Source organism: Paenibacillus sp. V4I5, from assembly GCF_030817255.1.
Classification (GTDB): Bacteria; Bacillota; Bacilli; order Paenibacillales; family NBRC-103111; genus Paenibacillus_E.
On sequence record NZ_JAUSZB010000002.1, the window covers coordinates 3831400 to 3856947 of the forward strand.

Below are 25548 nucleotides of genomic sequence, written 5' to 3' on the forward strand. Positions count from 1 at the left end.
CTTTAATGTCATTTGTAAAGCGCTTCCAACTTGTCTGGTATGAATAAACCGTTTAAATTACATTTGGATTAATTTCAGTTTACATGCTGATTCTCAAGAGGTAAAATTCATATTTGGAATGACCATCATGAAAAAATGTTATAGGTCGGGGAGGGATGATCCTTTGGATTTACGCCAGTTAACTTATCTGCTTGAAATTGCTAAACATATGAATTTTACCAAAGCGGCCGAAGCCCTTCACCTCACACAACCAACACTGAGTAAAATGGTGAAAAATATAGAAGAAGAACTAGGCGCTACTTTATTTGATCGTTCAGGTAAGTATGTCCAATTGACCGACTCGGGAGAGATCGCCGTTCAACAAATTCAAGTCATCGTTCAGGCTGTCCAAGATCTTCATCACCTATTAGATGATGTCTCCAACCTAAAAAAAGGAACCATTACCATCGGGTTGCCCCCAGTAGTTGGTTCCGTTTTCTTTACACGAGTTATCGCAAAGTTCCAAATTAAACATCCGAATATCCATTTCCAACTTGTCGAAGAAGGCGCTAAAAATGTAGAAAACCTTGTGCAAAATCGAAAGCTTGATCTCGGAGTTGTGGTTGGGCCTGTAGACACGTCTAACTTTGAAACCTTGCCTTTTCTCTTTCAAAAATTAGCGCTCATCATCCATCGTTCTCATCCACTAGCTGAGCAATCCAGCGTATCTCTTTTGCAGCTTAGAAATGAACCCTTTATCCTGTTCCCAAGCGGCTATGCCGTTCGAAACCATGTCATTCATGCCTGTCGATCCGTTGGATTCGATCCTTCCGTTGTCTACGAAAGCTCGCAGTGGGACCTTTTGGCTGAAATGGTTGCTTCGAATGCAGGTATCTCCATCATACCCGAGACGATTTGCAGTAAAATCACTTGTCCCGAAGTACTTACGTTACCTTTAACAGAGCCTTCTATTCCCTGGAATCTAGTTATTATTTGGCCGAAGGATCACTACGTCTCATATGCTATGCGTGAGTTTATTTCGTTTAGCCAAGAGCTGTCGGAGACAGAAACCTGACGTATCTAGCCTTATTTATTCGACTTCTTCCATTCATTATACTGTTTCTGAGCTTCTTGGATAACTTTATCCATACCAGCCGATTTAAACTTCATCGGACTATGTTCTTGTCACCCGACAAAACCTACAAAAACCAAAAGCACCCTGAGCTCTCTACACCGCGAAGTTACATATTTCCCCATTAATTGGAGCATGGTAAGAAGATAATCGCAACCTGAAAGGGGACCCTGTAATGCCGACTCTCCTTATCGCTTTTTTTATCAGCATGATCGGCATCGCATTGATTCCTGTTCTACGGAAGACGCTGCATCCGCTGGAAATATTGTCGTGCGGCTTATTAGTAGCTTCCCTAGAGCAGTTCTCCTATGCCATACTGACCGTGAACCTGCGGCTGTTGAATGTGAGTGACAATCCGTTCGAATTTATTGCATTGAAGCTGGAACAGATTATCCTCGCTCCACTCCTTATTCTGTTTGGTTTATTTGTGCTCTTTTCCAAATCAGGAAAGCCTTTTCTTAAAGCGATAGCATTGGCAGTCACCGTTGTTCTCCTTTGGGGCGTGCAGTATTTGTATCATCTAAGCGGCACCGTTCAATTTGTTAAATGGAAATGGGAATACGTATGGATCAGAGATGTTGCGTTACTTGCCATTTACATTATGTTTCTCGCGTTATTGCGAAAATTTTTACGATGGCAGGAGGTGTCCGATGATCCTGTATCCTCCGATTCGCTTTGATGCAAACGAATGGTTCATCCTGATCATATCCGTGTTTTCGTGGGGTATTTTCTTGCTGCTGCCGAACCGCCTGTCTCTCGTCAGCATATTTATCATTTGGCTGTTTAACGGATTGCTGGCATTTACAGCCGATTTTTCCATCGGCGTCAAGCCATTCGATCTTTACGATTTCGGCGATCGGCCAGAATTCGAGTGGTTCGATATCATTCTCTATCTGTTTACCTATCCGCCTACACCTTTTTTCATGCTGCACTTTTATAAAAAATGGATGCCTGCGGGATGGCGTCTCTTCGGATATATTTTCTTATTCAGCCTATTAACGGTTGGGCTCGAAGGAATCTCAACCTATTGGTTTCACGCCTTTACCTATAAGGGCTGGAAGCTGTGGTACTCGGGTCCGATCTATTTGATCATTTTTGCCTTGAACCTTCTGGTATTTCGCTTTGTGCAGCGTTACGTGCCGGAACGGAAAAAGTAACTCGCCGCCAGTCCTCGTAAAATTCGTTGACACTTGCATAGCGCTCATCCCGAGGTTGCGATAAGAAGAACTTTGATGAACTTAAGGATGAACTATACCCGTTTATACTAGAGGATTTATTGCACTTGCCCAGGTATAACAGTATGAATTTACTCAAAAGTAAGGATGGATATGCGAGATTTATTACCAAGTTACCAAGGTCTGTATCCAGTGTGTAATTTTGTATATAGATGGGGACTATACGGATAGATAAATCAATTCAAAAGGAGGTTTCAACGTGACTGATAAAAACATTACTGAACAAACAGCTTTTGAGACAGCAGGTATTCCTACTCCATCCGATCAAGAAAATATTGCAGCAACAGATAAAATTAGTGAAATGGTCAAGGGTATTATGGACAATATTGAGCACGCGTTTTACCCCGAAGCGGATGGGAATCAAGAGTAATGAATGACTTTTTTTCACCTGTCATTGATTGTTGTTGAAGCATCTCATTCACCTAATCGATTTGATACTTTAATTATATAGAAAAAAGGTACAGAACCTCAAAAATTTGAGGTTCTGTACCTTTTGCATTTAAGAGGGACTTTTTCAGTGGCCTCCAGTTTAGGAAGGGAAATTCTTTTTTATTGAAGATTTTGTATTGTTGTGGCAGTGGACTGTTCTTGCTGTAAAGTTTTTTGTGCTTGTTGAAGGGTTTGTTCTGCTTGTTGTAGTTGTTGTGCACTAGTTGCAGCGAGCTGATGAGCCTGTTGTGCCAATTGGTCCGCTTGAACCGCAGTTTGAAGGGCTTGGGTTGCTTGTTGGGTCACTTGCTGAGATTGTTGTTGTACCTGTTGATTCAATTGCTGAGATTGTTGAATAGTTTGCTGAGCTTGTTGCTCAACTTGTTGAGCTGTTTGATGAGGGTTCAATGTTTTTACGGTTTGAGCTGTTGCTTGAGAAGTTAAAGCTTGTGCTTGGATAGAAGACGATGCTTGGTTTGCAGCTTGTGTTACAGCATTCGATGCTGCTTGAGCTGCCGCGTCAACGACTTGTTTAGTCTTATCTTGAATATTATTTTGGTTGTCCAATTTATTCGCCTCCTTTATTCGGGTGTACCCTTCAATATAATTAATAAAAGAGGCTGAAGTTATACCTTGAAATTTAAGTTTAGAGGAATATATTATTTAGGGGGGATGTCATCATGGAATACTTGTGTAAAGCATAATGAAACGGGCGATGAGAGAACTTTGATTCCTGCTGTTCCAATAGTCTTACAATTACCATAAAATCAATCCTTTGTAACTACATCTAAATTTAATCAAACATGCGGTCAATAGAAGAATGATTTTTTCAATTTCTGCCCTTTACTGCCTATTAGCTTAAAAAGGCCAACGTCGTTACGGCCGCCCATAAATCTAAGCAAAGGAAAAAGCACCGCAACGGGTGCTTAGGGTTATTAATCCTTTTTAAAGTTATCCAATTGATTCAACTTACGTTAACGACCTGCCTCAACTCAAATACTGTTTATCGTGGTTCCTATGTTCTCCATTACCTCTTTTGTTCGTTCCTTTAGACTTGGCTCACTTGGAATCTTTTCAGTTGCCTGTCCATCCAGAATTATCGCTGCTTCATCACCATTCATTTCGTTTCGATCCTTAGTATGGATAACCGTTTTGTGCCCGCTTTTTTCCATTTTTGACTCCTTTGTACCTGCTAGTGTTTAAAAACACGATACTATTATTCCGATATCTCAATCCTTTATGCAAATAATTTATTTGTTTTAGCTGACCCCAGACTGAAATTGTAAAACCTTCGCGGCTTTTTAAATTAGATAATCAGAAGCCTACAAAAAGACTGAGACGATAAATGAAACAGCGGCGGGCTAGGAGTGAAATAAAGTGTCTAGACTGCCGCTTCCACTATTTAATTGCTATTGTTCTGCGTTTGCTCAATGTTTACTGGGTCAAGCAAACGTAGTGGCTGCTAGATTCGCCTTAGCATCCCGCACATCCCGTGCAACGTAGTACATATCGAGGCAGCCTAGAATTAAACAAAAAAAGAAGACGGATCCCGTCTACTAAATTGTTCGTCATCTTTTGAAACGTTATTCGATTAATCAATCAACGAAATATTATTTCATTGATTAATAAAAGCTCCCCTCCTCTGCTTTCTTTACTATGCAAGCGGTAATGTAACCTCGAACCGAGTTCCATATCCTTTACGAGAGGTAGCTGTCATATTTCCCTTATGATTTTCAATGATACGGTAACAAATAGATAATCCAAGACCTACACCATTTTCTTTTGTTGTAAAAAATGGATTAACGATTTGATCAAGTTCTTGCTTCGTCATTCCCACGCCATTATCTTCAATGATGATCTTAAATTCTTGATTATCAGGAACTAACTCAGTACATAGTTTAATAAATCCATTTTTTTCAATGGATTCGATTGCGTTCTGAAGAAGGTTAACTAGTACTTGTTTAATCTGAGAAGGGTCAATCATCGCTATCGTTAATTCGTCATCATAGATAGCTGTAATTGAAGTGTTTTTTAAAATGGCTTGACTATCCATAAAGCGTATGGTGTCTTTCAATAATTCTTTCATATCAATTGCTCTTCTCTCTGGAGTACTAGGCTTCGCCATAACTACAAAATCGGAGACCAACTGTTTCATACTTTGAAGTTCCGTATTAATTAAATCAACGTATTTCTGAAATTTTTGTTGATCATTAGACTGCTGTAAGAGTTGGAAGAAACCAATAATAGAGGTTAATGGATTCCGAATCTCATGAGCTAATCCAGCTGCCATTTTCCCTATTGCCGAGAATTTTTCCGAGTTAATAATTTGCTTTTCCAAGATTACTCGATCTGTGATGTCACGAAACTGAGCGAATGCACCAAGCAATTCACCACGTTCATTTAAGATTGGCAGCACATCAAAGAGACACACATTTTCTTGATCTAATGAATAACGAAAAGTGAGCTCGATATTTTCACACTGCTTACGATATTTGAGTGCTTGATAGAAATAACCTCCAAAATGTTCAAATGGAAAAACCGGTGTCCCTGTAACACTCAAACGATTTCTTCCCGTTATTTTTTCTGCGTAAGCATTAAATTCTGTAATGATTCCTCTCTCATCCGTCATGATGATACCATTTCGCATATTATCGACTACAAGCTGCTGTATGAGGTTTTGATTATGATTGGTGAGGCGTAGTGACAATTCTCGCTCAATAGAGTCCACCATATTTGCAAGCAGTGCTAAATAAGTATGATTATGATGCTCAACAGAAGTCATGATTGAAATAGCACCTGAGAGGTTGTGGTAATTTGTGAAATGGAACGGGACGCAGTAACAAGCTGCATTCTCCAACATCGTATGGTAGTGTTCGGCACCTATAATTTGAATAGGCTTTTGTTCTTGAAGTGCCAGAGCTACCACGTTTGTCCCCATAAATTCTTCATCGAACTTAATGCCATCTTGGATGCCTAATTGATTTATCATCGACTTCATCGACTTGTCACCATAGTTATCTAAAATGTAGCCAGTGTCATTACTGACAACTATTAGATGAGGCGTCCCCGACAAGAATGCTAATATTTTTTCTGCAAAATATTTGGTGACAGCAAGGATATCCCTATATTTATCCTTCTCTTCATGAAGTTGTAATGTTGACAACTTAAAGCCCGGCTTAGGTATTTTCTTGGGGTCCATCCCCTGTTCCAAACACCTTTGACGGGAATTTACGATCCATTTATTCATATGATTCTCCTCAATTTAATAACAACTTGAATTTAGCAGACTTGCATGCTAAAGCCCCTCGTTTTCCGAAGGGCTGAAACTATGTCAATCACAACAGTTCCTGTACCGCCTCCCGTTGATTTATAGCGATCTCTTCCTCTTCCAACTTCTAATGGACTATGGATTGCGTTTCATTTTCGGGATAACTTCTTATGATGCTTGAAATATACCATTTGTCAGGGATATAGAAAGCAACACCACCCCAATCATTAGGGTCGATCTCAATCAAAGCACAATCTGTACATGATCAGGAATTCCTTCATCTCCCTTGATAAATACCGTTCCTTTTGCTGATGTATTTAAATCTGTTGAATCGGAATTTACGCTAAAACTTCTCGCCTGAACTACTTTTCGTTGACTGAATCTGCTGCTGCTGCTGCAGACGATATCTCTCTACACCTTATAGGCCCGCATCGCCTTCCGCAGCTCTCGCCACGAAGGACGTTTGCCGTACATCAACACGCCTGTGCGATAGATCTTAGCAGCAAGCCAAGCCATAGCACCGATAGATGCCAATTGAATGGCGATGGAGAGCCATATTTGCCAAATAGAGGGACTACTCATCCCTATTCGCAGGAACATGATAAGTGGCGAGAAGAACGGTATGAATGACATCGTAACAACGAATCCGGCATTCGGGTTGTTCAGTCCAAACATGGCAATCATGAAGGCTGCCACGATGAGCAGGGTGACTGGCATAATGGCCTGCCCCACATCTTCCGTACGGCTAACAAGTGAACCTACAGCTGCAAAAACAGTTGCGTATACGAAGAACCCCAAGAGGTAAAAGATTAAGAAATATACGATCAGCGATATTTGTAGATCGGACCAATTAAGGTGCAGCTCCGTAATTAGTTTACTGCTGCCAGAGAGACTTATATTGATAGCTATTACGGCAATCAGCAGAGCTACTTGCGATAAAGCCAGCAGACAGATCCCGATGATTTTACCGAACATCTGCTTGAGTGGTGATACGCTAGTGATAAGCAATTCCATTACACGAGAGCTTTTCTCTGCTGTAATTTCCATCGCAACCATGTTGCCAAAGCCGATTACCCCCATGTAAAGCATAAATAGCATCGCATATACAAGCGCGTAGGACATCACCATTTGGGATTCTGTTTTACCAGACGATGCCGTGTCATTCGTAGAGATTTGCACGGTCTCTAAGGAAACCGGCGCTTGAATATTAGCCTTTTGTTCAGCCGCGAGACCTGCTCCTTGTAGGGCCGAGTCTGTTTTAATAAGCTGAAGAGCTGTCTGAAGCTTGCCCTTTAACGAAAATTCCATCGTGCCTTCGGATTTATATACGATTTTCGGAAAACCAGCTGCAATTGCATCTGTAAATTCCAAATAGCCTTTGATCTTCTTATCAGCAATTTGCTGCTTGCCTAAAGCTTCATTCGCTGCAGCATTGCCCGCATCCTGAAGTGGAATAATGGCAATATCCGGATTCGGTTGATTTTTATAAAATGCCGCTAGCTTACCAGCAAGCTCTGTTTGTTTGCCTCCAAAGACACCAATCTTCGTCGCTTCATGGGAGGAAAGTTTATCAATAAGTGCAGGTAAATGAATCATAATGGATAATAGTACAATCAGAATCACACTCATCACACGAAACGATTTGGACCGAAAACGGGTCATGAAAGTGAATTGAATTACGGTCATGATCCTATTCATGTGCGCTCCCCACCTTCTGAATAAAGATTTCATTTAACGTTGGCTCCATCAACTGAAACCGATATACGTTTGACTGTGCCATGGCATGTCTGAGAATATACTGCGCCGCAGCAGCATCATTAATGCGTATCTCATACCGGTTAGATGTTTTTCAACTGCAGTAACGCCTTGGAGCTGCTCTAAACCTTCAATCGATTCCTCGGTTTCGAGTATGATTCTTTCTTTAGGAAACGTTGCTTTGATATCTTTCAAGCTGCCTTGCACAAGCGTATTGGAACGATGCAGAATGCAAATATGCTCGCACAGCTCCTCCACATGATCCATGCGATGACTGGAAAAGAGAATCGTCTTTCCCTCGTCACGTAAGCTTTTCACTGTTGTTTTCAGCAGCTCCACATTCACCGGATCGAGTCCACTAAAGGCTTCATCCAGAATTAGTATTTCCGGGTTATGTATGACCGCAGCGATGAATTGGATCTTCTGTTGGTTTCCCTTGGATAGCTCCTCCACCTTCATGTTGTAGTATTCGGGGACATCAAATCGCTCCAACCACAGCTTCAAACTTGCATCGGCTTGTTTACGGGAAAGACCACGAAGCTCCGCTAAATAGATGATCTGCTCGCTAACTTTGACCTTCGGATATAAACCTCGTTCCTCTGGCAAATAGCCCATCAGCTGTCTCAGCTCTTCCCGATAGCCTTGACCATTCCACTTTATGCTTCCATGATCCGGATATATGAGACCCAATACCATCCGCATCGTCGTTGTCTTCCCTGCTCCATTTGCCCCAAGCAACCCATATATCTCTCCCTGCTTTACGCGAAGCTGGATGTCATTCACTGCCGCTTTTTCCCCGTATTGCTTCGTAACATGATCAACGATCAAAGGATATGTCACCAATTAACCACCTTCCTTAGAAAACAGGATTTGTACATGAATTAGTTTACCATAATATTTGGAAAAAAACGGAACAAAAAAAGCCGAATGATGTGAGCAAAACTCACACATTCAGCTTCTCCTTACAAGCCAAAAATTGCATCAATCATTGGCTTCGTTGTTCCACCTGGATACATCAAATACAGCAAAACATATACCATGACGCCTGTAGGCGCCGTAAGCAGCCATACAATCGCGGCGACTCGTCCGATTTTTTTATGTTTTAGAAATTTATTTTTGTAAGCAAACCATAATGTGATTAGACCTAGAACTCCACCCAGCGTTGCCAGCGTAATATGGAAGAACAAGAATAAATGGTACGGCAGCTTCAAACTCTCAGGCCCGCCAAATGCCGTGTTTCCTTCAAACAAGGTACGGGACATGTAAATGATGAAAAACGCCACTGCGAAGATTGCTCCAAGAACCATCAGCTTTTGATGTGTTTCTCGATTCCCTCTCACAATATGATACCAGCCGAAACCAACAAATATGGCACTGATAACGATAAACATCGTAGAAATAGTTGGTAAAATGTGCATCTCCATAAATCCTTTCTAAGCGCGATTCCAATTCCCGCCTTGTTTATTCATGCTCTCTTGTGCCTCAATACGATCCATATCGTCATCTTCTTTACGCTCTCTACGGTACCATCTAAAGAAAATATAGGCAAGTGTAGCTCCATAGACGATTTCTTGGATGATTTTCATGATAACACCACCGAGCTGCTGATCATCGAGAGGTGATAAATGTGCGAAAGGCACAGTGACATTCGAATACATATCATAAATGACCGAATCCGCAAAAATGATTAGCGCACAAGCAGGTGTCAACAACATACCATTGCCGAAAATATACGCCAATTTCTTCAGGTCATTCAAGCGATTCAGCTCCGGAAGTGGACAAAATACAGGGAACCACATCATGAGCGCAGTAAACAGAAGCATCGTATGATAACCAAAAAGTAACACATCATTCTTCATCAAACCGTCCATAATAAAAGGCATATGATAGATGGAGAAGAGCATGTTGAACAAAAACAGTGCGATCAAAGGCCGCGTGAAAAAGGAAAGTAGGCTGCGGAAGACTGGATTTTTCATGAAAAGTCGGAGCAACCAGGCAGGTGTTCCTAACCAAATAAATATAGGAACTATTAAATAGAGAATAGTTTGCTGAAGCATATGCACACTAAACAAATAATGATGACCGATGTAGTTAATCGGACTCCCTTGTCCAATGTAGAACAGAGCAAGCCCCATATAGAAATATAGCTTCTGTTTATCCGAAACTGGCTCGGCATCTGCGAAATTCCCATTCCCCTTAGCGACAAATCGACTATACACATATCCGACAACGACGACCACCAACAGTATAACAGGATTCCACAACTCGAAAAATCCACCAATTTGGTTCATAGCTAATCTCTATCTCCTTTCAACTAAAAAAAGAGGAGGCACTTTGTCTAGACAAAGTTGCCTCTTCCTGCTTTCTTACCACCACATCCAATATACCGCTGTAACAACTCCTGTTAAAGCTACAAACGCTCCTGCCCCGATAAAAATGAGCGGGAATAAGTGTCCTCTTTCTTTGGCATGCATCCAGAACAGAAGCTGGATAACTGCTTGCACAATACCCAAGGAAACGATGAAGATTAAAATAAAGGAACGATCCAAGTCTCCATAAAGAACAACCGCGAATGCCAACATCGTGAGAAGAATCGAGATAATGTAAGACAAGTAGTGGTTTAAAGGTGATTCATGCTTAACTCGTTTGCTAGGTGCGTGTGTATCATGAGAATTGCTGCTCATCTTAGTGACCCACCTTCCCCATCAGATAAACGACTGTGAAGATAAATACCCAGACCAAGTCAATAAAGTGCCAATACAAGGCTGCTACATAAAACTTAGGTGCAGTAACAACCGTAAGACCTTTTTTGAATCCCTGTAGAATCAACAGAGTAATCCAACAAATTCCGAATGCTACGTGTGCCCCGTGGAACCCAACTAACGTATAGAAAGAGGTTGCAAAAGCACTTGTCGTGAACTTATGACCTTCGTGCACATACTCAACGAACTCATAGATCTCCAGCCCCAAGAATGCAAGACCAAACAACACCGTAACTCCTAACCAGAATAACAATTGACCAAGCTTATGTTTGTGCATGGCGATAATCGCGAATACACTCGTTAAGCTGCTTGTTAAGAGAATGAATGTAGACAACCCAACGATACTCAGGTTAAAAATTTCATCCGCAGTAGGACCGTCCGGAACAGAGTTCCGAAGCGCAATGTAAGTTGCGAATAAACAACCAAACAATACAACCTCTGCACCTAGGAATAACCAAAAACCTAGGACTTTATTTTTCCCTTCGAGGGTAGCCGTTTCCGGATTAGCAGGCAGTGTGCCCGTATGATGAGTACTCATGCCTTTACCCCCTTGTCATCTTCAAGCTCTTCTTTTTCAATATGCCAACCATGATCGTCATATACCGAACGTAAGAACATTGCGATAAATGTAACTACGATACCTGCGCCAGCTACCCAATAGTTTTTGTACATAAAGCCAAAGCCTGAAATGAATAACCCAATGGACATAACAAGCGGTAATATCGATGCGGAAGGCATATGAATCGAACCTACAGGTTCTGCCGGAGTCATCTCTTTATTACCAGCCATTTTTTCTTTCCAAAGTGCGTCTAAACCGCGAACAAGCGGCGTTTGTTTGAAGTTATACTCAGGTGCAGGTGAAGGAATCGCCCACTCTAATGTACGACCATCCCATGGATCTGCCGGAGCCGACACTGGTTTTCTTGCTGTTGCAATGATGTTGATAAGGAATACTAATGTACCAATACCCATCAAGAAGGCACCTACGGTTGAAACCAAGTTACCTACTTCAAGATCATATCCCGGTTGGTACGTAAAGACACGACGCGGCATTCCCATAAGTCCCAAGAAATGCTGCGGGAAGAATGTCAAATGGAAGCCGATGAAGAACAACCAGAAATGCAGTTTACCCATTCCTTCATTCAACATACGTCCAAACATTTTAGGCCACCAGTAGTAAAGACCCGCGAACAAACCAAGTATTAGACCACCGACGATAACATAGTGAAAGTGTGCGACAACGAAATACGTATCATGATACTGGAAATCTGCTGCCGGAATGGCAAGCATAACCCCAGTTGTTCCACCCATTACGAAGGTCGGAATAAAAGCTGTTGCGAAAATATTCGCTGTTGTGAAGCGAATTTGTCCACCCCAGAGCGTGAACAACCAGTTAAAGATTTTCACACCAGTTGGAACTGCAATCGCCATTGTAGCAATCGCGAAAATGGAGTTAGCAACTGGACCTAAACCAGATGTAAACATATGGTGAACCCAAACCATGAAACCGAGGAAACCAATTAATACTGTTGCAAAAACCATGGAGCTATATCCGAAAAGACGTTTCTTCGAGAAAGTTGAAACGATCTCAGAAATGATACCGAAAGCTGGAAGAATCAAAATGTAAACTTCAGGATGCCCGAAAATCCAGAATAAATGCTCCCATAGTACGTTATTACCGCCTCTGGCTGCATCGAAGAATGCTCCGCCAAAAATGCGGTCAAACATAAGTAGCACAAGGGCAACCGTAATCGCAGGGAAAGCAAGAACAATCAACCCAGAAGTAACGAAAGCAGACCACGTGAACATCGGCATACGCATATACGTCATACCTGGTGCACGCATGTTAATGATGGTAACGAGGAAGTTAATCCCACCGATTAGTGTACCAATACCGGCAATTTGTAAGCCGAGTACATAGAAATCAGTACCTTGCAAATTGTTTTCGATTGTTGCTCCCCAACCGCTATCTGTTATCGAGGACAATGGAGCGTATCCTGTCCAACCGGCATCTGGTGCGCCACCCAAGAACCAACTCGTGTTCATTAGGACGCCACCTGCTATGAACAACCAGAGACCAAGTGAGTTAACGAAAGGGAACGCAACGTCCCTTGCACCAATTTGTAGAGGAACGATGGCATTCATGAATGCGAAGATAATCGGCATAGCCGCAAAGAAAATCATCGTTGTTCCGTGCATCGTTGTTAATTGGTTAAATGTATCGCCGATAAAAATTTGTTGATCAGGATATGCAAGTTGAATCCGGATCAAGATGGCCTCAAGTCCTCCTACGAGGAAGAAGAAGCCGCCCGCTATTAAGTACAGAATACCGATTTTCTTGTGATCGACTGTAGTGAGCCAATCCATCAAACCGCTGTATTTTTTTACTGGATGAGAGTGAGCCAACGTATTAACCTCCTTTACCTGAGAAGCTTATTTCAAAGTCTGTAAGTACTGTACAATATCATTAATTTGAGCATCATCAAGCTTGCCATTCGCTTCTTTACCAAAAGCCGGCATTTTGTTGCCTGGTTTTAGATCTTGCGGATTTTTGATCCACTCTGCCATTTTTTCTGGCGTGTGTTCCAGAATCCCAGCAAGTGTATCGCGATCTGCGAAACCTTTGAGGTTAGGAGCAACTCCAGGACCATTAGCATTAACAGCGTGACAAGACATGCAATTTTCTTTGAAAAGCTCTTCCCCTTTTTGTGCAGTTGCCGGCACAGTAACAGGAGCTTTCATTTTCGCTACCCATGCGTTGAAATCAGCTTCCGTCTTCGATTCGACTGTAAAGTTCATTAAGGCATGCGAGGCTCCGCAAAGCTCTGTACATCTACCTTGGAACGTAGCGATTTCATCTGCTTGCAAGTAAAGCGTATTCGTGATTCCAGGATTTGTATCTACTTTACCGCCCAGGGACGGTACCCAGAAAGCATGAGCTACGTCAGCCGAAACAAGTTCAAATGCAATGATTTTATCCTTAGGTACGACAAGCTCTTGAGCTGTAGCGATGCCTAGATCGGGATATTCAAACTGCCACCAGAATTGATGCGCAGTTACTTTGACATGAACCGCTTCTTTGTCCTTATTGTAATTCGTTGAATGCTTAAATGTGTAGGTCACCGTTGGTACCGCAAGTACTAACAGAAGGAGGATCGGAACGACTGTCCAAATAATCTCAAGCACATGGCTACCTTCAACTTGCTTAGGTACGCTATTATCACCTTCACGCTTACGAAAGCGAATTAACACATACACATAAATTGCAAATACGACAATTACGACAAAAACCATGATAAAGAGACTTAATTTCATTAAATAAAGCTGCTCGGATGCAACAGGTCCTTTTGGCACTAAAGCAGACAAGGTTGGGTCTCCACACCCGGTTAGCAAGAACGTCATTGCCGCTAATAGAGGCACCAGACGCCATAACTTTTTCAATCGACTCATTGTATCAACCCCACTTTAAAACAATATTTTTACCACGAAGGCCATGCCCATGTCAATTCACTTTATTAACTATAAATTCGTGAAAAGTTTTTGTCAATCGCTGGAGGGAAGTTCACAAATTGTTCTTAAACCGCACTGTAGCGATATATTTTCCCTCCATGGTTATTTCCATACACCCGCCTCTTTATGCATAAAAGCCTTTATTTGTGAACACGAATAAAAGCGCAGAAACATCCCATCCTATAAACATTACAACGAATATGGGAGGTCTCTTTTGATGCTCAGGAAGTTAGGTTTTCCGATTTGTGGAATGATATTCCTCCTGCTGACAATTAGCGGTTGTGCAGAGAAAGGAAGAGAATATGGAAAAAGTCCCGATCACACGAATTTTGGCGCCCCTGTCGAAAAAACGGAGGAAACAGAGCGATCTTACCAAACCCAACAGCTCTATGGGCCTGTTACACACAACAATACGAAGCTCGAATACAGTCAATTTCTTTCTAATCAATTACATGCCATGAATGGGGTTAATACTGCCATCGTTATGACTACAGATCAGAATGCCTACGTAGCTCTAATGATTGATAGCAGTGCTGTAGGTACCAAGGGTACCACCAGAGAGACGAATAATCAGGGTACTAGCAAAGGTTTTTATAATGATAATGCGCCATTCAATGATTACCTGCCATCCAACGATCTGAACAATGGCTACAATAATTATGAAACCGCCGTGCATCATGATATGCTTTCTCACCGATTCAAGCAAGCCATGGCCGAGAAAATTCGTACGCTGCAACCGAACATCATGGATGTATATATTTCGGCAAACCGTGATTTCCTTAATAAAATGAACAACTATGCCCAAGAAAGCTGGAAAGGCCATTCGCTCATGCCGTTATTAACTGATTTCAATCAAATAGTTACTCGTATTTTCGGTACAGCGCAAGTGTTGCCTGAAGACTAATGTCGCAGCACATTTCATGAATTAAGCAAAATTTCTTCTATATATAATGTAGTAATTACTCCTTGTTGGTCGGCTCCTGTTTTCATTTGTCTGGCATTCCTGTACAATGAGGGGATCGTCTTTAACAAGGAGAGACTTTGGTCTATGACCAAAGATCCCTATATTAAGTAGTAGAAAAAAGGGAGCTGGCCAATTAACCATGTCAAATGGATTTGCCTCATTAGGTATTAGAGAAAGTCTTGTACACGTATTACAATCTGGAGGAGTCGTAGATCCGACCCCCATTCAAAAAGAAGCGATTCCTGTTTTATTAAAAGGTACAGATGTTATCGCACAAGCACAAACAGGTACAGGTAAAACCCTTGCCTTTGTACTTCCTATATTAGAAACAATTGATGTAGAAAGCCCAGATGTCCAAGCACTTATATTGACACCGACACGTGAATTAGCTATTCAAATAAGCAATGAGCTGAAAAACCTTGTCCCTGTTACAGGAGCAAAGGTTTTGGCCGCATATGGCGGGCAAGATGTAGAAAAACAGCTTAGAAAGCTACAAGGTAACATACATATAGTAGTAGGAACACCGGGAAGATTGCTCGATCACCTTCGCCGCGGTTCAATCAACTTCTATAAATTGAAAATACTTGTATTAGATGAAGCCGATCAAATGCTGCATATGGGCTTCCTTCATGAAGTGAAGGATATCATTGCCCAAACATCCCCTTATCGTCAAACGCTGCTCTTCTCTGCAACTATGCCTGAGCAGGTCGTAAACCTATCCAAAGCTTATATGAAAGAAGCTAAGGAAATTAAAATTCAAAGTAAACAAGTGACTTTGACTGAGATTAAACAAGTCCTAGTTCCAACGACAGATCGAGACAAACAAGATGCATTGATAGCAGCTATTAAAGAATATAAGCCCTATTTAGCGATGATTTTCTGTCGTACGAAAGCTAAGGCTATCGCGCTCAATGAGGTTTTGCAGGAAATCGGCTTAATGTCAGATGAGCTTCATGGTGATTTGTCTCAAGCGAAGCGCGAACAGGTCATGAAGCGTTTCAGAGACGGGCGAATCGAACTTTTGGTAGCAACAGATATCGCAGCTCGTGGCTTAGATGTTGAAGGCGTCACTCATATTTTCAATTATGATGTCCCGCAAGATGCCGAGAGCTACATTCACCGTATTGGCCGAACTGGCCGTGCTGGAGAATCAGGTGTAGCTGTTACTTTTGCTACGCAGCGAGATATGCCTACCATTGAATTGATCGAAAAAGGGATTCGTATGTCTTTGAGAAGTCCGGAACAACAGCAAAGACGTGTTCGTTCCAACTCTGAGGAATATGTTGACACGGATGGCAGAGGTTCCGCACGCAGAAGCAGCGGTGGGCAATCACGCGGAGGCCGCAATGAAAGAAACGGCGCAGCGGAACAGCGCGGCGGACGCAGTGGAAGATCCGGCGCGCGCGAAGCTAGCCGCGGCGGTCGAGACAACGTTCAGTATGGAACGAAAAGTTCATCCTCTAGAGGCGATAAGTTCGGTGCTCGAACCGCTGCACCTGGAAGTGCACGTACTGGCCCACGTCCTGCGAAGGTCAACTCGGAACGCAATCCGAATACATGGGGACGTGCTGAGAATAAGGAGCGCCCAGCAGCAACGAATGCCGGACCAGGTCGCGGCGACAACATGAATGCAGCTAAAGCACGCGTCACCAAGTCATGGAGTGGCGGAGAAGAAGCCGAACGCGCGCCTCGTACAGCAGGTCGCGGTGATGGTACAGAGCGCAGACGTTCTGCTCCACATGGCGATAAGTCTTATTCGCCATATAACAAGTATGCCGGCACGGGGCGTGACGACGCTGCAAGTGCATCACGCACGATTCGCGGCGGCAAAGGCCGTGGCGACAGTGCGGAGCGCGGAGCACGAGGTGCAGCAACGCCTCGTGGCGAGGGCTTTGGAGCTCGCGGTGGAGCACCGCGCGGCGAAGGCTTTGGGACTCGCGGTGGAGCGCCGCGTGGAGACAGACCGAGCGCGCCTCGCGGCGGTCAAGCTGGCGGCGAACGCAGCGGCCAGGCACGCGGACGCGGCGACAGTGCCGAGCGTGGAGCACGCAGTAGCGCACCACGCGGTGACAGCTTTGGAGCACGCGGCGGAGCGCCGCGTGGCGACAGATCCAGCTCGCCTCGCGGTGGGCAATCAGGCGGATCCCGCGGCAGCGCACCACGCGGTGGTGGTCGTGGCGGAAAGCGCTAAGAAAAGAAGCGCTTTCTACGCAAGGCTTTACCGAATAACCCGAACGTTGTAAAATATAAATACGGCTGCAAGTGATCCTACTCATCAAAAATCGTTTCATACCGTTGCACGCACGTAGGATTTACCCCCCACAATTCCCATTAAGGAGGTATGTTCCATGTACGCATTAAAGGACAAGGAAATGATTTTTGTATTCACCGGTCCTCACGGTGCTGGTCGTAAGACGGTCGCAGAAATGTCAGGCTCTACTTTGGGCATGAAGCAGGTCATCTCTTACACCACCAGACCTCCGAAGGCTACCGAAGAAGATGGTCAAGATTATCACTTTATCTCTCCTGCCGAGTTTGCTAAAGCGCAAGCTGGCGGTGAATTCATTGAGATTAGTACGGTTAATGACCATTTGTACGGCATCAAAAGTGCAGATATTGAACACATGTTCGGGCTTAGCGGCAGCATTTATTTAATCTTGAACCGCTTTGGCGCCGAAACCCTCAAAAAGATTTATGGAGATCACGTAGTCCTTATCTTCATTCATGCCGGGCGTGATAAACTTGAAAAACGGATGAAAGAAAGTGGAGACTCTGAGGAAATCATTTCGAAGTATCTCTCTTATTACGAAGATGAATTAGCTTTCCGTGATCAATGTGATCATGTGTTTGAGAATGTTGATTTAGCGCATACCGTGTTTGATTTAACGAAAACGTTGGATCAGTACTTAAATCGCAATTTAGTTGATTTAGATTAAACGGCAGTAACTGCCTATAACAGGCCTGGACGGAACTTCGTCCGGGTCTTTTCACGTAACAGTTAGCGGCTACGATGCTTTATAAAGGAGTTGTCCACTTGAAAATTATATCTATTGAACCTACACCCAGCCCCAATTCGATGAAGCTCAATATGGATGAGTCTCTTCCTGCTGGTGTACGAAAAACCTATACAAAAGAAAACAGCATGCACGCACCTGAAAGCATTGGGCAATTGCTGGCTATTCAAGGTGTGATTAGTGTGTTCCACGCAGCGGACTTCATTGCCGTAGACCGGACCTCTAAGGGGGACTGGCAGTTCATACTGGCCAGAGCCCGTGAGATTTTCGGTGAAGCCCAGCCATCTGCAGACGGAGGCCTGCCTCCGGAACAGCAGCCCACGGCTGAAGCCGCATTCGGTGAGGCACAAGTCCTCGTGCAGATGTTTCGCGGTATCCCGCTCCAGGTGAGGGTACGCGCTGGCGAAGAGGAAGTTCGCGTAGGAATGCCGGAGCGCTTCACTCAGGCGGCAGTTCGCGCAGGAACGGCATCGCCGAACCTGATTAAGGAGCGGAAGCTCGAGGAGCTCGGCGTACGCTACGGCGAGCTCGGAGACATCGCGGGCGAAGTCGTCCAGGAGCTGGACGCTTCTTACGACGACGCCCGCGTCGAAAGCTTGCTCTCCCTCGCGATGCAGGAGACTTCGATCCTTGCTACGGAGGAATCCGCAGGGGCTGAAGACGCCGGTGCAGCCCGAGCGCAGCTGCGCCACAGCGATTGGAAGCTGCGCTACGCAGCGCTTCAAAAGATCCAGCCGTCGCTTGAGACGCTGCCGCTTCTCGTCCATGCCCTGCAGGACGAGAACACGTCGATCCGGCGACTGGCAACTGTATACCTCGGGGATATCAAGGAACCCGAGGTACTGCCTTTTCTGTATCGTGCCCTCGAGGACGATACACCTTCCGTTCGGCGGACTGCAGGCGATACACTGTCCGACATCGGCGACCCTGCCGCTACCCCGGCCATGGCTAAGGCGCTCAAAGACCGCAACAAGCTTGTCCGCTGGCGCGCGGCTCGCTTCTTGTACGAAGTCGGCGACCAATCCGTACTGGACGCTTTGCATGCGGCCGCAGACGACTCCGAGTTCGAGGTCCGCATGCAGGTGAAAATCGCTTTGGAGCGCATTGAAGGCGGCCATGCAGCCGAAGGCTCGGTTTGGCAGCAAATGACAAGAAGAAACGAATAGATGGCTTATGAGAAAACCTCTATCGAGGCCATTCAAAGATGAGCGACCGCGTTTAGATGTAGGTTTTATCGCCAATAAGAAAGCGGTTTTCGGGAACCGAAAACTTATACTTTCTTATGTGGTCAAAAAAGCACAAAAAGGTATCCAAATTTATTGGATGCCCTTTTGTGCTTTTTTGATGGTTTTCTTTGTGCATGATTCTTTTATTTACCAAGCAAAATTTTCGTGTACGGTGAATCGATCGGCAGCATTATAACAGGCTCCCCTTTAAAAGAAACTAAGTAGCTATCCAGCGTACGATAAAAATTATAAAAGTAGGGATCCTTGCCGTAAGCTTCGTTATAAATTTGCGCAGCCTGCTGCTCCCCCTCGGCAACAATTTTTTTCGCGTCCGCTTCCGCTTGAGCTATAAGCTCACGGGCTTGTCGGTCTGCCTTGGATGTGATTTTCTTCGATTCCTCGTCCCCTTCGGACAAGTACTTGGCAGCAATGGATTGGCGATCGGAAATCATTCGCTTGTAAACGCTCATCTTGTTAGATTCAGGAAGGTCCGTACGTTTAATACGCACGTCGACAATCTTAATACCGTAGTTATCGCGTTCCATCAGTTCGGATACTTCCTTAGTTATCTCATCGTTTAAATTTCCGCGCTGTGTGTTTTCGCTAATAATATTACTGTAATCTATTTCTGATAATTTCCGCCTTACAGTATTATAGACAGCCGCGTCAATGCGCTCTTCACCGCCCGTTATAGACTGAATGGTACGCAGGAACTGCTGTGCATCGACAATTCTCCATACGGTATAGTTATCCACCTCGATTGGCTTCTTATCCTTTGTCAAAATAGAGGTCGGTTTGCTGTCATATACCATTTGATATTTCGGAAGCGTCTTTACGGATTCTATAAAAGGAATTTTGATATGAATGCCCGGCTCTGATTTAATGCGAACCGCTTCTCCGAACTTTAAAACCACCTTATATTCCCCTTCCTTCACAATAAAGAGCGAAATCAAGGAAAAAAAGGCTATAACTCCTGTCACAATGAGCGGTAAAATCCATTTTCTCTCTTTGCTCATTTCGCCGCCCCCCCTTGTGTCTGTCCGGACGCAGGATTACGCAGCAGCTCATTGATCGGTAAATATTTTACTGTTTCTCCCGAGCTATCGCTTATAAAAATTTTCGCAGACGGTAAAATCTTCTCTAAAGTCTCTATCACAAGTCTGCTTTCAGTAACAGATTTATTATTTACATACTCCGTATGGATGGCATTAAACTTTGCAACATCCCCTTGTGCATTCAAAATCCTGGACTTCTTCTGTGCTTCAGCGTTTTCAATTAGTGCCTGCGCGTTCCCTCTCTCCCTCGGAAGGATATCATTCTCGTACTTCATGGCTACGTTAATTTTCGTACTTTTCTCTTCCCGAGCGTTTGTAACATCCTTAAAGGCAGTCTGAACATCCCCCGCCGGCGGTTCAATATCCTGGAACTTCAGGTCGAGTATATGGATCCCTGTTTCATATTTGGCCTGCATCTCAATCAGCCGCTCTTTTACCTTGCCCTGCACTTCCGTTTTTCCTTCCGTAATCGCAAAATCAAGTGATGTCGAGCCGATGACCGAGCGAATCGCCGCACTTGCAGAGTTACGCAGGAACAGTTCGGCTTCATCGATATTGTATAAATAGTTTTGCATATTGCTGATATTCCACTCCACCACCGCATCCGCAGATAAAATGTTCTCGTCGCCCGTGATCATCAACGATTCTTCTTCAACGGGATTGACTTTGCCATTCGTTTCTCTAAAGCCAATCTGGATACGCTGCGTCTTCTTCGCCGGCAATACGATAACCTGCTGGATCGGATAAGGCAGCTTAAAATGAAGCCCAGCTTCCGTTTCACCACTATATTTCCCAAAGGTTAAAATAGCCGCCTTTTCATGTTCCTGGACGGTATAAAACATAGACATTCCAACCATTAAAACTATGACGATGACAATTCCGGCAACAATCTTCGATACCACGCCCGGAGGCAGCCCTCCGGGCCGGTTAGGTACACTTCTACCTTCAAAAACTTCCAAAGTAACACCCCTTTACAATTTTCGTCCTTCTAAGTGATACGGGATTAGCTGTGAAGGGTTTCAAGAACATGTGACACACAGGCAGTTGATTCCGATAACCTCTCCAGTTCATTTTGAAAATTGTTTAAAATACTCAATCCTTTGAATAATGGTAGGATGTGAACCTCGAAACCATTGTACGAGCTTCGGTTGTGTAACGGGGCTCAAATTTTCTTTGGCAATCTTTTGAAAAGCTTGGATGGCCGAGTTGCCGTCTCCTGTCATTTTCATCGAATAGATGTCTGCTCGATGTTCAAGAATTCGTGAGAACACATTCTGCACAGGTGCAGAGGCGAAATTCATCCATGTTACAATCAGAAGCAGTACAGGCAAAGCAGCCAAATCTCGTTCTCCGCGGATTCCCCAAAGCGAACCCCAACGTGTGATAAAGAAACGATAAGCATGAAAAGTAAGCCAGAGGCCAACAAAGCTGAGTAAGACGCCATAAGCGATCCCCCAGTAAATATGCTTCTCGATATAATGTCCCATTTCGTGAGCCATTACTGTCAAAATTTCCCTTGACTGCAGCTTCTTCAGAATCGTATCCCATAGAACAATTCGCGCGTTGCCTCCGATTCCATTCACATAAGCATTGATGGCATTCGTCCGCTCTGACATGTTGACCTCGTAAACCTGATCAGTTGGAATATGCGACTGGGCTGCGAGATGAAGAATTTGAGCTTTAAGTTCTTGATTCTGAAGAGGTTTAAAGTCATTGTAAAGCGGATCAAGCACGACGGGTTGGATAAACGTAACAAACAAAATAAGTGGGATGGAAGCCAACCAAAACCAGAGCCACCAACTTCCTGGACTGCGTCTTATTACCCACCTGAATAGCCCAACCATCACGATCGTTCCTAATCCGTTAATCAAAAAATCTTTGCCATGATCGCCCCAGAACATGGCCAGAGTCTCATTCGATATGCCATAAGCATGGTCCACTCGAAATAAAAAGAAATCAATTGGCAGAAACAGCACGTCCATTAGTAAGGTAAAAATCAGCAAAAAAGCAATCGTTTGCAGCCAAGAGCGGTGAAACCATCTCTCCGTCCCATTTCGAATCCGAACGGCGCTGCCAAGTAGAACAACTAGCAATCCCATTTGCATAGGTGAACTTACGAAAAAGGCCAGCGAACGAATACGTGACAAGGACTCGGACTTTTCGATTTCCTGATTAGTCATGAAGGTATGTGGATCAGCTATTGTTCCGGTGAGTGTATGCGGAATTTGAAACAAGTCTCCCTTCAGCAAGTATAAACTCATGGCACATGCATACACACCAAATACGATAATGAGTATTGTGTAAAAACGCTTCATTAAACTCCTCCAGGCCTTATGTTAATTGCTAATATCCTCCTTGTTATTTAATATATGGGTTCAACTTGAATTTACCCCTCGATTTCATATAAATTAATCAACAGCCAATCAGGCGTGAAATCTCTGGATAGCAGCCAAACATCTGTAAACTGACCTCGCGGAAGGACCAGCTTATGTTTTTTTCCTAATACATCTGACATTCCAAAAAGCAGGGATACATTACGAATTAGGAGCATGCAAGGGTGTTCATGAGAATACCCCTTGAATTTCTCTTCTTTATTTCTTATTCGGTCATTAATGACATTAATGAATGTATCCAACACTTCAGCTCCAGGCTTTGTAAGTTCGGAGCGCGACAACATCAGCCGTGCCTCTTCGGTATCGTAGAACAGATGGGTCACTTCTAGACCTGTACGATTCTGCCTTATATCCTCCAACAAAGCATCAGGCTTCTCTTGCTGCCTTAACATGCGCAAAGATATATTATTATTCCTATTGTACAACTCTATAAATATGTCAATGGCTGTTAGTTCCATCGCCTTTTTCTCAGCCTCGTTTTTATTCATAAGTCTCCCTCATATCCATTAATCAGGTTTAATGTTTATCATTCTACCGTATTATATGAGTTTATTCCCCACATGGTCATGCACCAAGCATTGCATTTCCTCAGTATACGTGTGATCTTTGCCAAAAACGAACTAATGCCATCCGAGTATCACAAAGTTCACTGGTTTTAACTCGCAAAAAAACCGTCATGGAAGTTTTTCATCCTGACGGCCCTTTGATTTTACTCGAACACACCTTGGCAAGACGATCCGACTTGCAAACCACACTTCTTGTATGGGGAGTTGCTGCTGCTGTACTCCGGTGCACCTAATGTATGATTGGACAACCTTCCCCACCGCTCACGATATCGCCAACCACCGCTTATAATGGATCCAGCTGCACAGCCGCTTGCTTACCGCTAAGCTGAATGCCTGTGTGCTTACGCCCATGCGAGCTCAAATCTTTGGTCAGCATCTCAAGCAGTTCTTTCGCCTTCGCGCCTTCTTTGCCTGAGATCTTCACGACCAGCAGCACAGCGTCACCGCCATGCAGAATGCGCTCTGCCTGCTGCCTCTTCGTCTCCAAGTCATGATCTTCGATGTGAGGTGTTAAGCGGAGCTCCTTGACCTTCGGTGCTTGCTCCCGCTTGCGGGCCTGCTGCTTTTCCTGCAGTGCTTCTTGCTTCGCTTGCCCAGCACCAATGAGCTTACAAGGAGGAGGACTGCTCATGAGCGAGGTACAGATTAAATCCACTTTCAGCTGCTTCGCTAGCAGCAATGCTTCCTTCGTGGACATTACGCCCAAATCTTCGCCAAGTAATCCCGTAACATGAACCTCGGATGCTTTGATTTTCTCATTCTTAATCATTGTGATTACACCTAATCTTTCGCTATAATGAACCCATCAACAGGAAGAGGTTGTTTAAGGAGATGTCTATACAAATATGAATAATAAACAATTAGAAGAGCAAATGATCGAGAATTACAAACGTGAAGAGCATATGATGATCCTCGTTTTTGCACAATGGTGTATCAACCATGATTTGGATCCTGCTGCGCTTTATCATAGCGCCTATCCCGACCAGCCTAATAACGAATCGCTGCAGCAAGCCCTTGATTTAACGGTTCCCAAAGATGAAGCCGGTGAAGTCCCTGATGACACTGTACTAGGCGTACTATCATTATTCGGCAATGAGGAGCTAGCCTTCATTGTCACACAAGAAATCGATAAGCGGCCGAGTACAAGCCGTTAATCGTTTCCTTAAAATGCATGCTGCTTCATCTCAAGATTAAAAGCTTCTGCCAACAATTTAATTGTTTGCATTCTCGTCTCAAAACGATAGCCGCCGGCCACCACCATCACTTCGTCAACTTGGTAGCTTTCGGCTAGGTTCAGCACCTGCTCCCTTACTTGGTTCGGATCACCAATGATCATACGGGATCGATTGTCCCTTACCCTTGTATGGTCCCAATCTGAGTATACATAATTAGCCGCTTCTTCGGGCGATTTCACTCCTGTGAATTCGCCTTTTTCCATTTGCAGAATGCGCAAATCAATCGAAGCCGCAAGCCCCTCGGCCTCCGCCTGCGTCTCAGCGCACAGCACGTAGATGCACACCGTCGCCTGCGGCACGACATTCAGCGCGGACGGTCGGAACGAGCTGCGGTAGCTGCGCACCGCATGCTGTCCTCCCGCTCCGTTGATGAAGTGCGCGAAGCAGAACGCTGCGCCTGCTTGCGAGGCATACACCCCGCTCTGCCCGGTGGAGCCGAGCAGCCACACCTGGGGCATCGAGTCCACCAAAGGGGTGGCGCGGATGCCCTCGAACACATGCCCGGGTTCCACCGAGTCGGCGAGGAACCCTAGTAGATCTGTGACTTGTGCTGGAAACCGCTCAAGTCCTTCGAACATATCAGCGCTGATGCCTCGCAGCGCTTTGGCCGTATGCGGCGTGCCTCCGGGCGCACGCCCGATGCCAAGGTCGATGCGCCCCGGGTAGAGCGCCTCGAGCATACGGAAATTCTCAGCGACCTTGTAGGGGCTGTAATGGGGCAGTAATACGCCGCCGGAGCCGAGTCGAATACGACTAGTGCGGGCAGCCAGTGTGGAGAGAAGCACCTCTGGCGAGGAGCCTGCAAGGCCTGCCGAGTTATGATGCTCTGACACCCAGAATCGGGTGTAACCGAGACGGTCGGCCACCTGAGCCAACCCAATTGTTTGCTGTAACGCCTCGCTATGCGTAAACCCGGATGATACCGGTGACTGATCAAGAATACTTAGCTTCAGCATTGTCATCCCTTCTTTCTGAGTCATCTGCCGATGATCTTGATTATACAACGTCCGACCAACAAAAGAAAA

At 44.4% G+C, this 25548-nt stretch carries 26 protein-coding genes and 1 pseudogene; 9 read left to right on the top strand and 18 right to left on the bottom strand.

The features are described from left to right. Positions 1-163: 163 nt before the first annotated feature. Entirely contained in the window at positions 164-1054 is an 891-nt protein-coding gene (locus tag QFZ78_RS19300) for a LysR family transcriptional regulator (RefSeq protein ID WP_307549996.1), read from the top strand. An 11-nt stretch (positions 1055-1065) separates the two neighbouring features. Here QFZ78_RS19300 and QFZ78_RS38605 read toward each other — a convergent pair whose 3' ends face one another. Then, positions 1066-1149: a DUF3502 domain-containing protein gene (locus QFZ78_RS38605; protein WP_373460463.1), complete on the bottom strand. Its 84-nt coding sequence runs from the start codon at positions 1147-1149 to the stop codon at positions 1066-1068. A gap of 137 nt (positions 1150-1286) precedes the next feature. Here QFZ78_RS38605 and QFZ78_RS19305 point away from each other — a divergent pair, with 137 nt between their 5' ends. The 3 genes from QFZ78_RS19305 to QFZ78_RS19315 all read left to right on the top strand — a co-directional run bounded on the left by QFZ78_RS19305 (position 1287) and on the right by QFZ78_RS19315 (position 2716). Next, positions 1287-1790 carry a hypothetical protein gene (locus QFZ78_RS19305; RefSeq protein ID WP_307549997.1) on the top strand — a complete coding sequence of 168 codons (504 nt, stop codon included), beginning with the start codon at positions 1287-1289 and terminating at the stop codon, positions 1788-1790. Continuing rightward, positions 1762-2268 (top strand): hypothetical protein, encoded by a 507-nt coding sequence (locus tag QFZ78_RS19310; RefSeq protein ID WP_307549999.1) that lies wholly within the window; start codon positions 1762-1764, stop codon positions 2266-2268. The genes QFZ78_RS19305 and QFZ78_RS19310 overlap by 29 nt, the downstream gene beginning before the upstream one ends. Before the next feature lie 277 nt (positions 2269-2545). Next, positions 2546-2716: a hypothetical protein gene (locus tag QFZ78_RS19315; RefSeq protein WP_307550000.1), complete on the top strand. Its 171-nt coding sequence runs from the start codon at positions 2546-2548 to the stop codon at positions 2714-2716. Between the two features lie 179 nt (positions 2717-2895). Here the strand turns inward: QFZ78_RS19315 and QFZ78_RS19320 are convergent, their stop codons facing one another. The 11 genes and pseudogenes from QFZ78_RS19320 to coxB form a co-directional block, all read right to left on the bottom strand. Then, entirely contained in the window at positions 2896-3342 is a 447-nt protein-coding gene (locus QFZ78_RS19320) for a hypothetical protein (protein ID WP_307550002.1), read from the bottom strand. A 425-nt stretch (positions 3343-3767) separates the two neighbouring features. Further along, positions 3768-3947 carry a hypothetical protein gene (locus QFZ78_RS19325; RefSeq protein WP_307550004.1) on the bottom strand — a complete coding sequence of 60 codons (180 nt, stop codon included), beginning with the start codon at positions 3945-3947 and terminating at the stop codon, positions 3768-3770. Between the two features lie 482 nt (positions 3948-4429). After that, positions 4430-6022 carry an ATP-binding protein gene (locus QFZ78_RS19330; protein WP_307550005.1) on the bottom strand — a complete coding sequence of 531 codons (1593 nt, stop codon included), beginning with the start codon at positions 6020-6022 and terminating at the stop codon, positions 4430-4432. Positions 6023-6454: 432 nt separating this feature from the next. Next, positions 6455-7741 carry an ABC transporter permease gene (locus QFZ78_RS19335; protein ID WP_307550007.1) on the bottom strand — a complete coding sequence of 429 codons (1287 nt, stop codon included), beginning with the start codon at positions 7739-7741 and terminating at the stop codon, positions 6455-6457. Beyond that, positions 7734-8638: pseudogene (locus QFZ78_RS19340) on the bottom strand (ABC transporter ATP-binding protein). The gene QFZ78_RS19335 and the pseudogene QFZ78_RS19340 overlap by 8 nt, the downstream one beginning before the upstream one ends. 122 nt (positions 8639-8760) lie before the next feature. Beyond that, the gene (locus tag QFZ78_RS19345) at positions 8761-9222 is read right to left on the bottom strand and encodes a DUF420 domain-containing protein (protein ID WP_307550009.1); all 462 of its coding nucleotides are present in this window, start codon (positions 9220-9222) and stop codon (positions 8761-8763) included. Positions 9223-9231: 9 nt separating this feature from the next. Further along, on the bottom strand, positions 9232-10089 hold the full coding sequence (locus QFZ78_RS19350) for a cytochrome c oxidase assembly protein (RefSeq protein ID WP_307550011.1): 858 nt from the start codon (positions 10087-10089) through the stop codon (positions 9232-9234). Positions 10090-10164: 75 nt separating this feature from the next. After that, a complete protein-coding gene (locus tag QFZ78_RS19355) occupies positions 10165-10482 on the bottom strand; it encodes a cytochrome C oxidase subunit IV family protein (protein ID WP_307550013.1) in 318 nt (105 codons plus the stop codon). Between the two features lies 1 nt (position 10483). Next, on the bottom strand, positions 10484-11098 hold the full coding sequence (locus tag QFZ78_RS19360) for a cytochrome (ubi)quinol oxidase subunit III (RefSeq protein WP_307550015.1): 615 nt from the start codon (positions 11096-11098) through the stop codon (positions 10484-10486). Then, positions 11095-12966 (bottom strand): cytochrome c oxidase subunit I, encoded by a 1872-nt coding sequence (gene ctaD / locus QFZ78_RS19365; RefSeq protein WP_307550017.1) that lies wholly within the window; start codon positions 12964-12966, stop codon positions 11095-11097. The genes QFZ78_RS19360 and ctaD overlap by 4 nt, the downstream gene beginning before the upstream one ends. 27 nt (positions 12967-12993) lie before the next feature. Further along, positions 12994-14010, bottom strand: a complete 1017-nt coding sequence (gene coxB, locus QFZ78_RS19370) for a cytochrome c oxidase subunit II (RefSeq protein ID WP_307550018.1) — start codon at positions 14008-14010, stop codon at positions 12994-12996. Between the two features lie 277 nt (positions 14011-14287). Between coxB and QFZ78_RS19375 the strand changes: the two genes are divergently transcribed. From QFZ78_RS19375 to QFZ78_RS19390, 4 genes are all read left to right on the top strand, one after another. Then, positions 14288-14974, top strand: coding sequence for a YhcN/YlaJ family sporulation lipoprotein (locus QFZ78_RS19375; protein ID WP_307550020.1), 687 nt, complete (start codon positions 14288-14290; stop codon positions 14972-14974). A gap of 199 nt (positions 14975-15173) precedes the next feature. Next, a complete protein-coding gene (locus tag QFZ78_RS19380; RefSeq protein WP_307550022.1) occupies positions 15174-17225 on the top strand; it encodes a DEAD/DEAH box helicase in 2052 nt (683 codons plus the stop codon). A gap of 157 nt (positions 17226-17382) precedes the next feature. Beyond that, a complete protein-coding gene (locus QFZ78_RS19385; RefSeq protein ID WP_307550024.1) occupies positions 17383-17970 on the top strand; it encodes a guanylate kinase in 588 nt (195 codons plus the stop codon). Between the two features lie 98 nt (positions 17971-18068). Continuing rightward, the gene (locus tag QFZ78_RS19390) at positions 18069-19214 is read left to right on the top strand and encodes a conserved virulence factor C family protein (protein ID WP_307550026.1); all 1146 of its coding nucleotides are present in this window, start codon (positions 18069-18071) and stop codon (positions 19212-19214) included. A gap of 203 nt (positions 19215-19417) precedes the next feature. Here the strand turns inward: QFZ78_RS19390 and hflC are convergent, their stop codons facing one another. The 5 genes from hflC to infC all read right to left on the bottom strand — a co-directional run bounded on the left by hflC (position 19418) and on the right by infC (position 24057). Then, positions 19418-20290 carry a protease modulator HflC gene (gene hflC / locus QFZ78_RS19395; protein ID WP_307550028.1) on the bottom strand — a complete coding sequence of 291 codons (873 nt, stop codon included), beginning with the start codon at positions 20288-20290 and terminating at the stop codon, positions 19418-19420. Continuing rightward, a complete protein-coding gene (gene hflK / locus QFZ78_RS19400) occupies positions 20287-21288 on the bottom strand; it encodes an FtsH protease activity modulator HflK (RefSeq protein WP_307550030.1) in 1002 nt (333 codons plus the stop codon). The genes hflC and hflK overlap by 4 nt, the downstream gene beginning before the upstream one ends. 108 nt (positions 21289-21396) lie before the next feature. Next, on the bottom strand, positions 21397-22644 hold the full coding sequence (locus tag QFZ78_RS19405; RefSeq protein WP_307550032.1) for a M48 family metallopeptidase: 1248 nt from the start codon (positions 22642-22644) through the stop codon (positions 21397-21399). Between the two features lie 71 nt (positions 22645-22715). Next, positions 22716-23210, bottom strand: a complete 495-nt coding sequence (locus QFZ78_RS19410) for a hypothetical protein (protein ID WP_307550034.1) — start codon at positions 23208-23210, stop codon at positions 22716-22718. Between the two features lie 361 nt (positions 23211-23571). Next, the gene (gene infC, locus QFZ78_RS19415) at positions 23572-24057 is read right to left on the bottom strand and encodes a translation initiation factor IF-3 (RefSeq protein WP_307550036.1); all 486 of its coding nucleotides are present in this window, start codon (positions 24055-24057) and stop codon (positions 23572-23574) included. Between the two features lie 76 nt (positions 24058-24133). On the opposite strand from infC, the gene QFZ78_RS19420 reads away from it, so the two are divergent. Beyond that, on the top strand, positions 24134-24442 hold the full coding sequence (locus QFZ78_RS19420) for a hypothetical protein (RefSeq protein WP_307550038.1): 309 nt from the start codon (positions 24134-24136) through the stop codon (positions 24440-24442). 8 nt (positions 24443-24450) lie between these two features. On the opposite strand, the gene QFZ78_RS19425 is transcribed toward QFZ78_RS19420, so the two are convergent. After that, the gene (locus QFZ78_RS19425) at positions 24451-25479 is read right to left on the bottom strand and encodes an LLM class flavin-dependent oxidoreductase (protein WP_307550040.1); all 1029 of its coding nucleotides are present in this window, start codon (positions 25477-25479) and stop codon (positions 24451-24453) included. Between the last annotated feature and the right edge of the window lie 69 nt (positions 25480-25548).

What these genes read in the sequence shown, in the direction of transcription:
- QFZ78_RS19410 (WP_307550034.1), bottom strand. Translation starts at nt 23,210, where the DNA reads ATGAATAAAAACGAGGCTGAGAAAAAGGCGATGGAACTAACAGCCATT.
- QFZ78_RS19350 (WP_307550011.1), bottom strand. Translation starts at nt 10,089, where the DNA reads ATGAACCAAATTGGTGGATTTTTCGAGTTGTGGAATCCTGTTATACTG.
- QFZ78_RS19330 (WP_307550005.1), bottom strand. Translation starts at nt 6,022, where the DNA reads ATGAATAAATGGATCGTAAATTCCCGTCAAAGGTGTTTGGAACAGGGG.
- QFZ78_RS38605 (WP_373460463.1), bottom strand. Translation starts at nt 1,149, where the DNA reads ATGAAGTTTAAATCGGCTGGTATGGATAAAGTTATCCAAGAAGCTCAG.
- QFZ78_RS19310 (WP_307549999.1), top strand. Translation starts at nt 1,762, where the DNA reads ATGATCCTGTATCCTCCGATTCGCTTTGATGCAAACGAATGGTTCATC.
- QFZ78_RS19355 (WP_307550013.1), bottom strand. Translation starts at nt 10,482, where the DNA reads ATGAGCAGCAATTCTCATGATACACACGCACCTAGCAAACGAGTTAAG.
- infC (WP_307550036.1), bottom strand. Translation starts at nt 24,057, where the DNA reads ATGATTAAGAATGAGAAAATCAAAGCATCCGAGGTTCATGTTACGGGA.
- QFZ78_RS19325 (WP_307550004.1), bottom strand. Translation starts at nt 3,947, where the DNA reads ATGGAAAAAAGCGGGCACAAAACGGTTATCCATACTAAGGATCGAAAC.
- QFZ78_RS19345 (WP_307550009.1), bottom strand. Translation starts at nt 9,222, where the DNA reads ATGGAGATGCACATTTTACCAACTATTTCTACGATGTTTATCGTTATC.
- QFZ78_RS19335 (WP_307550007.1), bottom strand. Translation starts at nt 7,741, where the DNA reads ATGAATAGGATCATGACCGTAATTCAATTCACTTTCATGACCCGTTTT.
- QFZ78_RS19405 (WP_307550032.1), bottom strand. Translation starts at nt 22,644, where the DNA reads ATGAAGCGTTTTTACACAATACTCATTATCGTATTTGGTGTGTATGCA.
- QFZ78_RS19420 (WP_307550038.1), top strand. Translation starts at nt 24,134, where the DNA reads ATGAATAATAAACAATTAGAAGAGCAAATGATCGAGAATTACAAACGT.
- QFZ78_RS19425 (WP_307550040.1), bottom strand. Translation starts at nt 25,479, where the DNA reads ATGCTGAAGCTAAGTATTCTTGATCAGTCACCGGTATCATCCGGGTTT.
- QFZ78_RS19360 (WP_307550015.1), bottom strand. Translation starts at nt 11,098, where the DNA reads ATGAGTACTCATCATACGGGCACACTGCCTGCTAATCCGGAAACGGCT.
- coxB (WP_307550018.1), bottom strand. Translation starts at nt 14,010, where the DNA reads ATGAGTCGATTGAAAAAGTTATGGCGTCTGGTGCCTCTATTAGCGGCA.
- QFZ78_RS19305 (WP_307549997.1), top strand. Translation starts at nt 1,287, where the DNA reads ATGCCGACTCTCCTTATCGCTTTTTTTATCAGCATGATCGGCATCGCA.
- hflC (WP_307550028.1), bottom strand. Translation starts at nt 20,290, where the DNA reads ATGAGCAAAGAGAGAAAATGGATTTTACCGCTCATTGTGACAGGAGTT.
- QFZ78_RS19375 (WP_307550020.1), top strand. Translation starts at nt 14,288, where the DNA reads ATGCTCAGGAAGTTAGGTTTTCCGATTTGTGGAATGATATTCCTCCTG.
- QFZ78_RS19380 (WP_307550022.1), top strand. Translation starts at nt 15,174, where the DNA reads ATGTCAAATGGATTTGCCTCATTAGGTATTAGAGAAAGTCTTGTACAC.
- QFZ78_RS19385 (WP_307550024.1), top strand. Translation starts at nt 17,383, where the DNA reads ATGTACGCATTAAAGGACAAGGAAATGATTTTTGTATTCACCGGTCCT.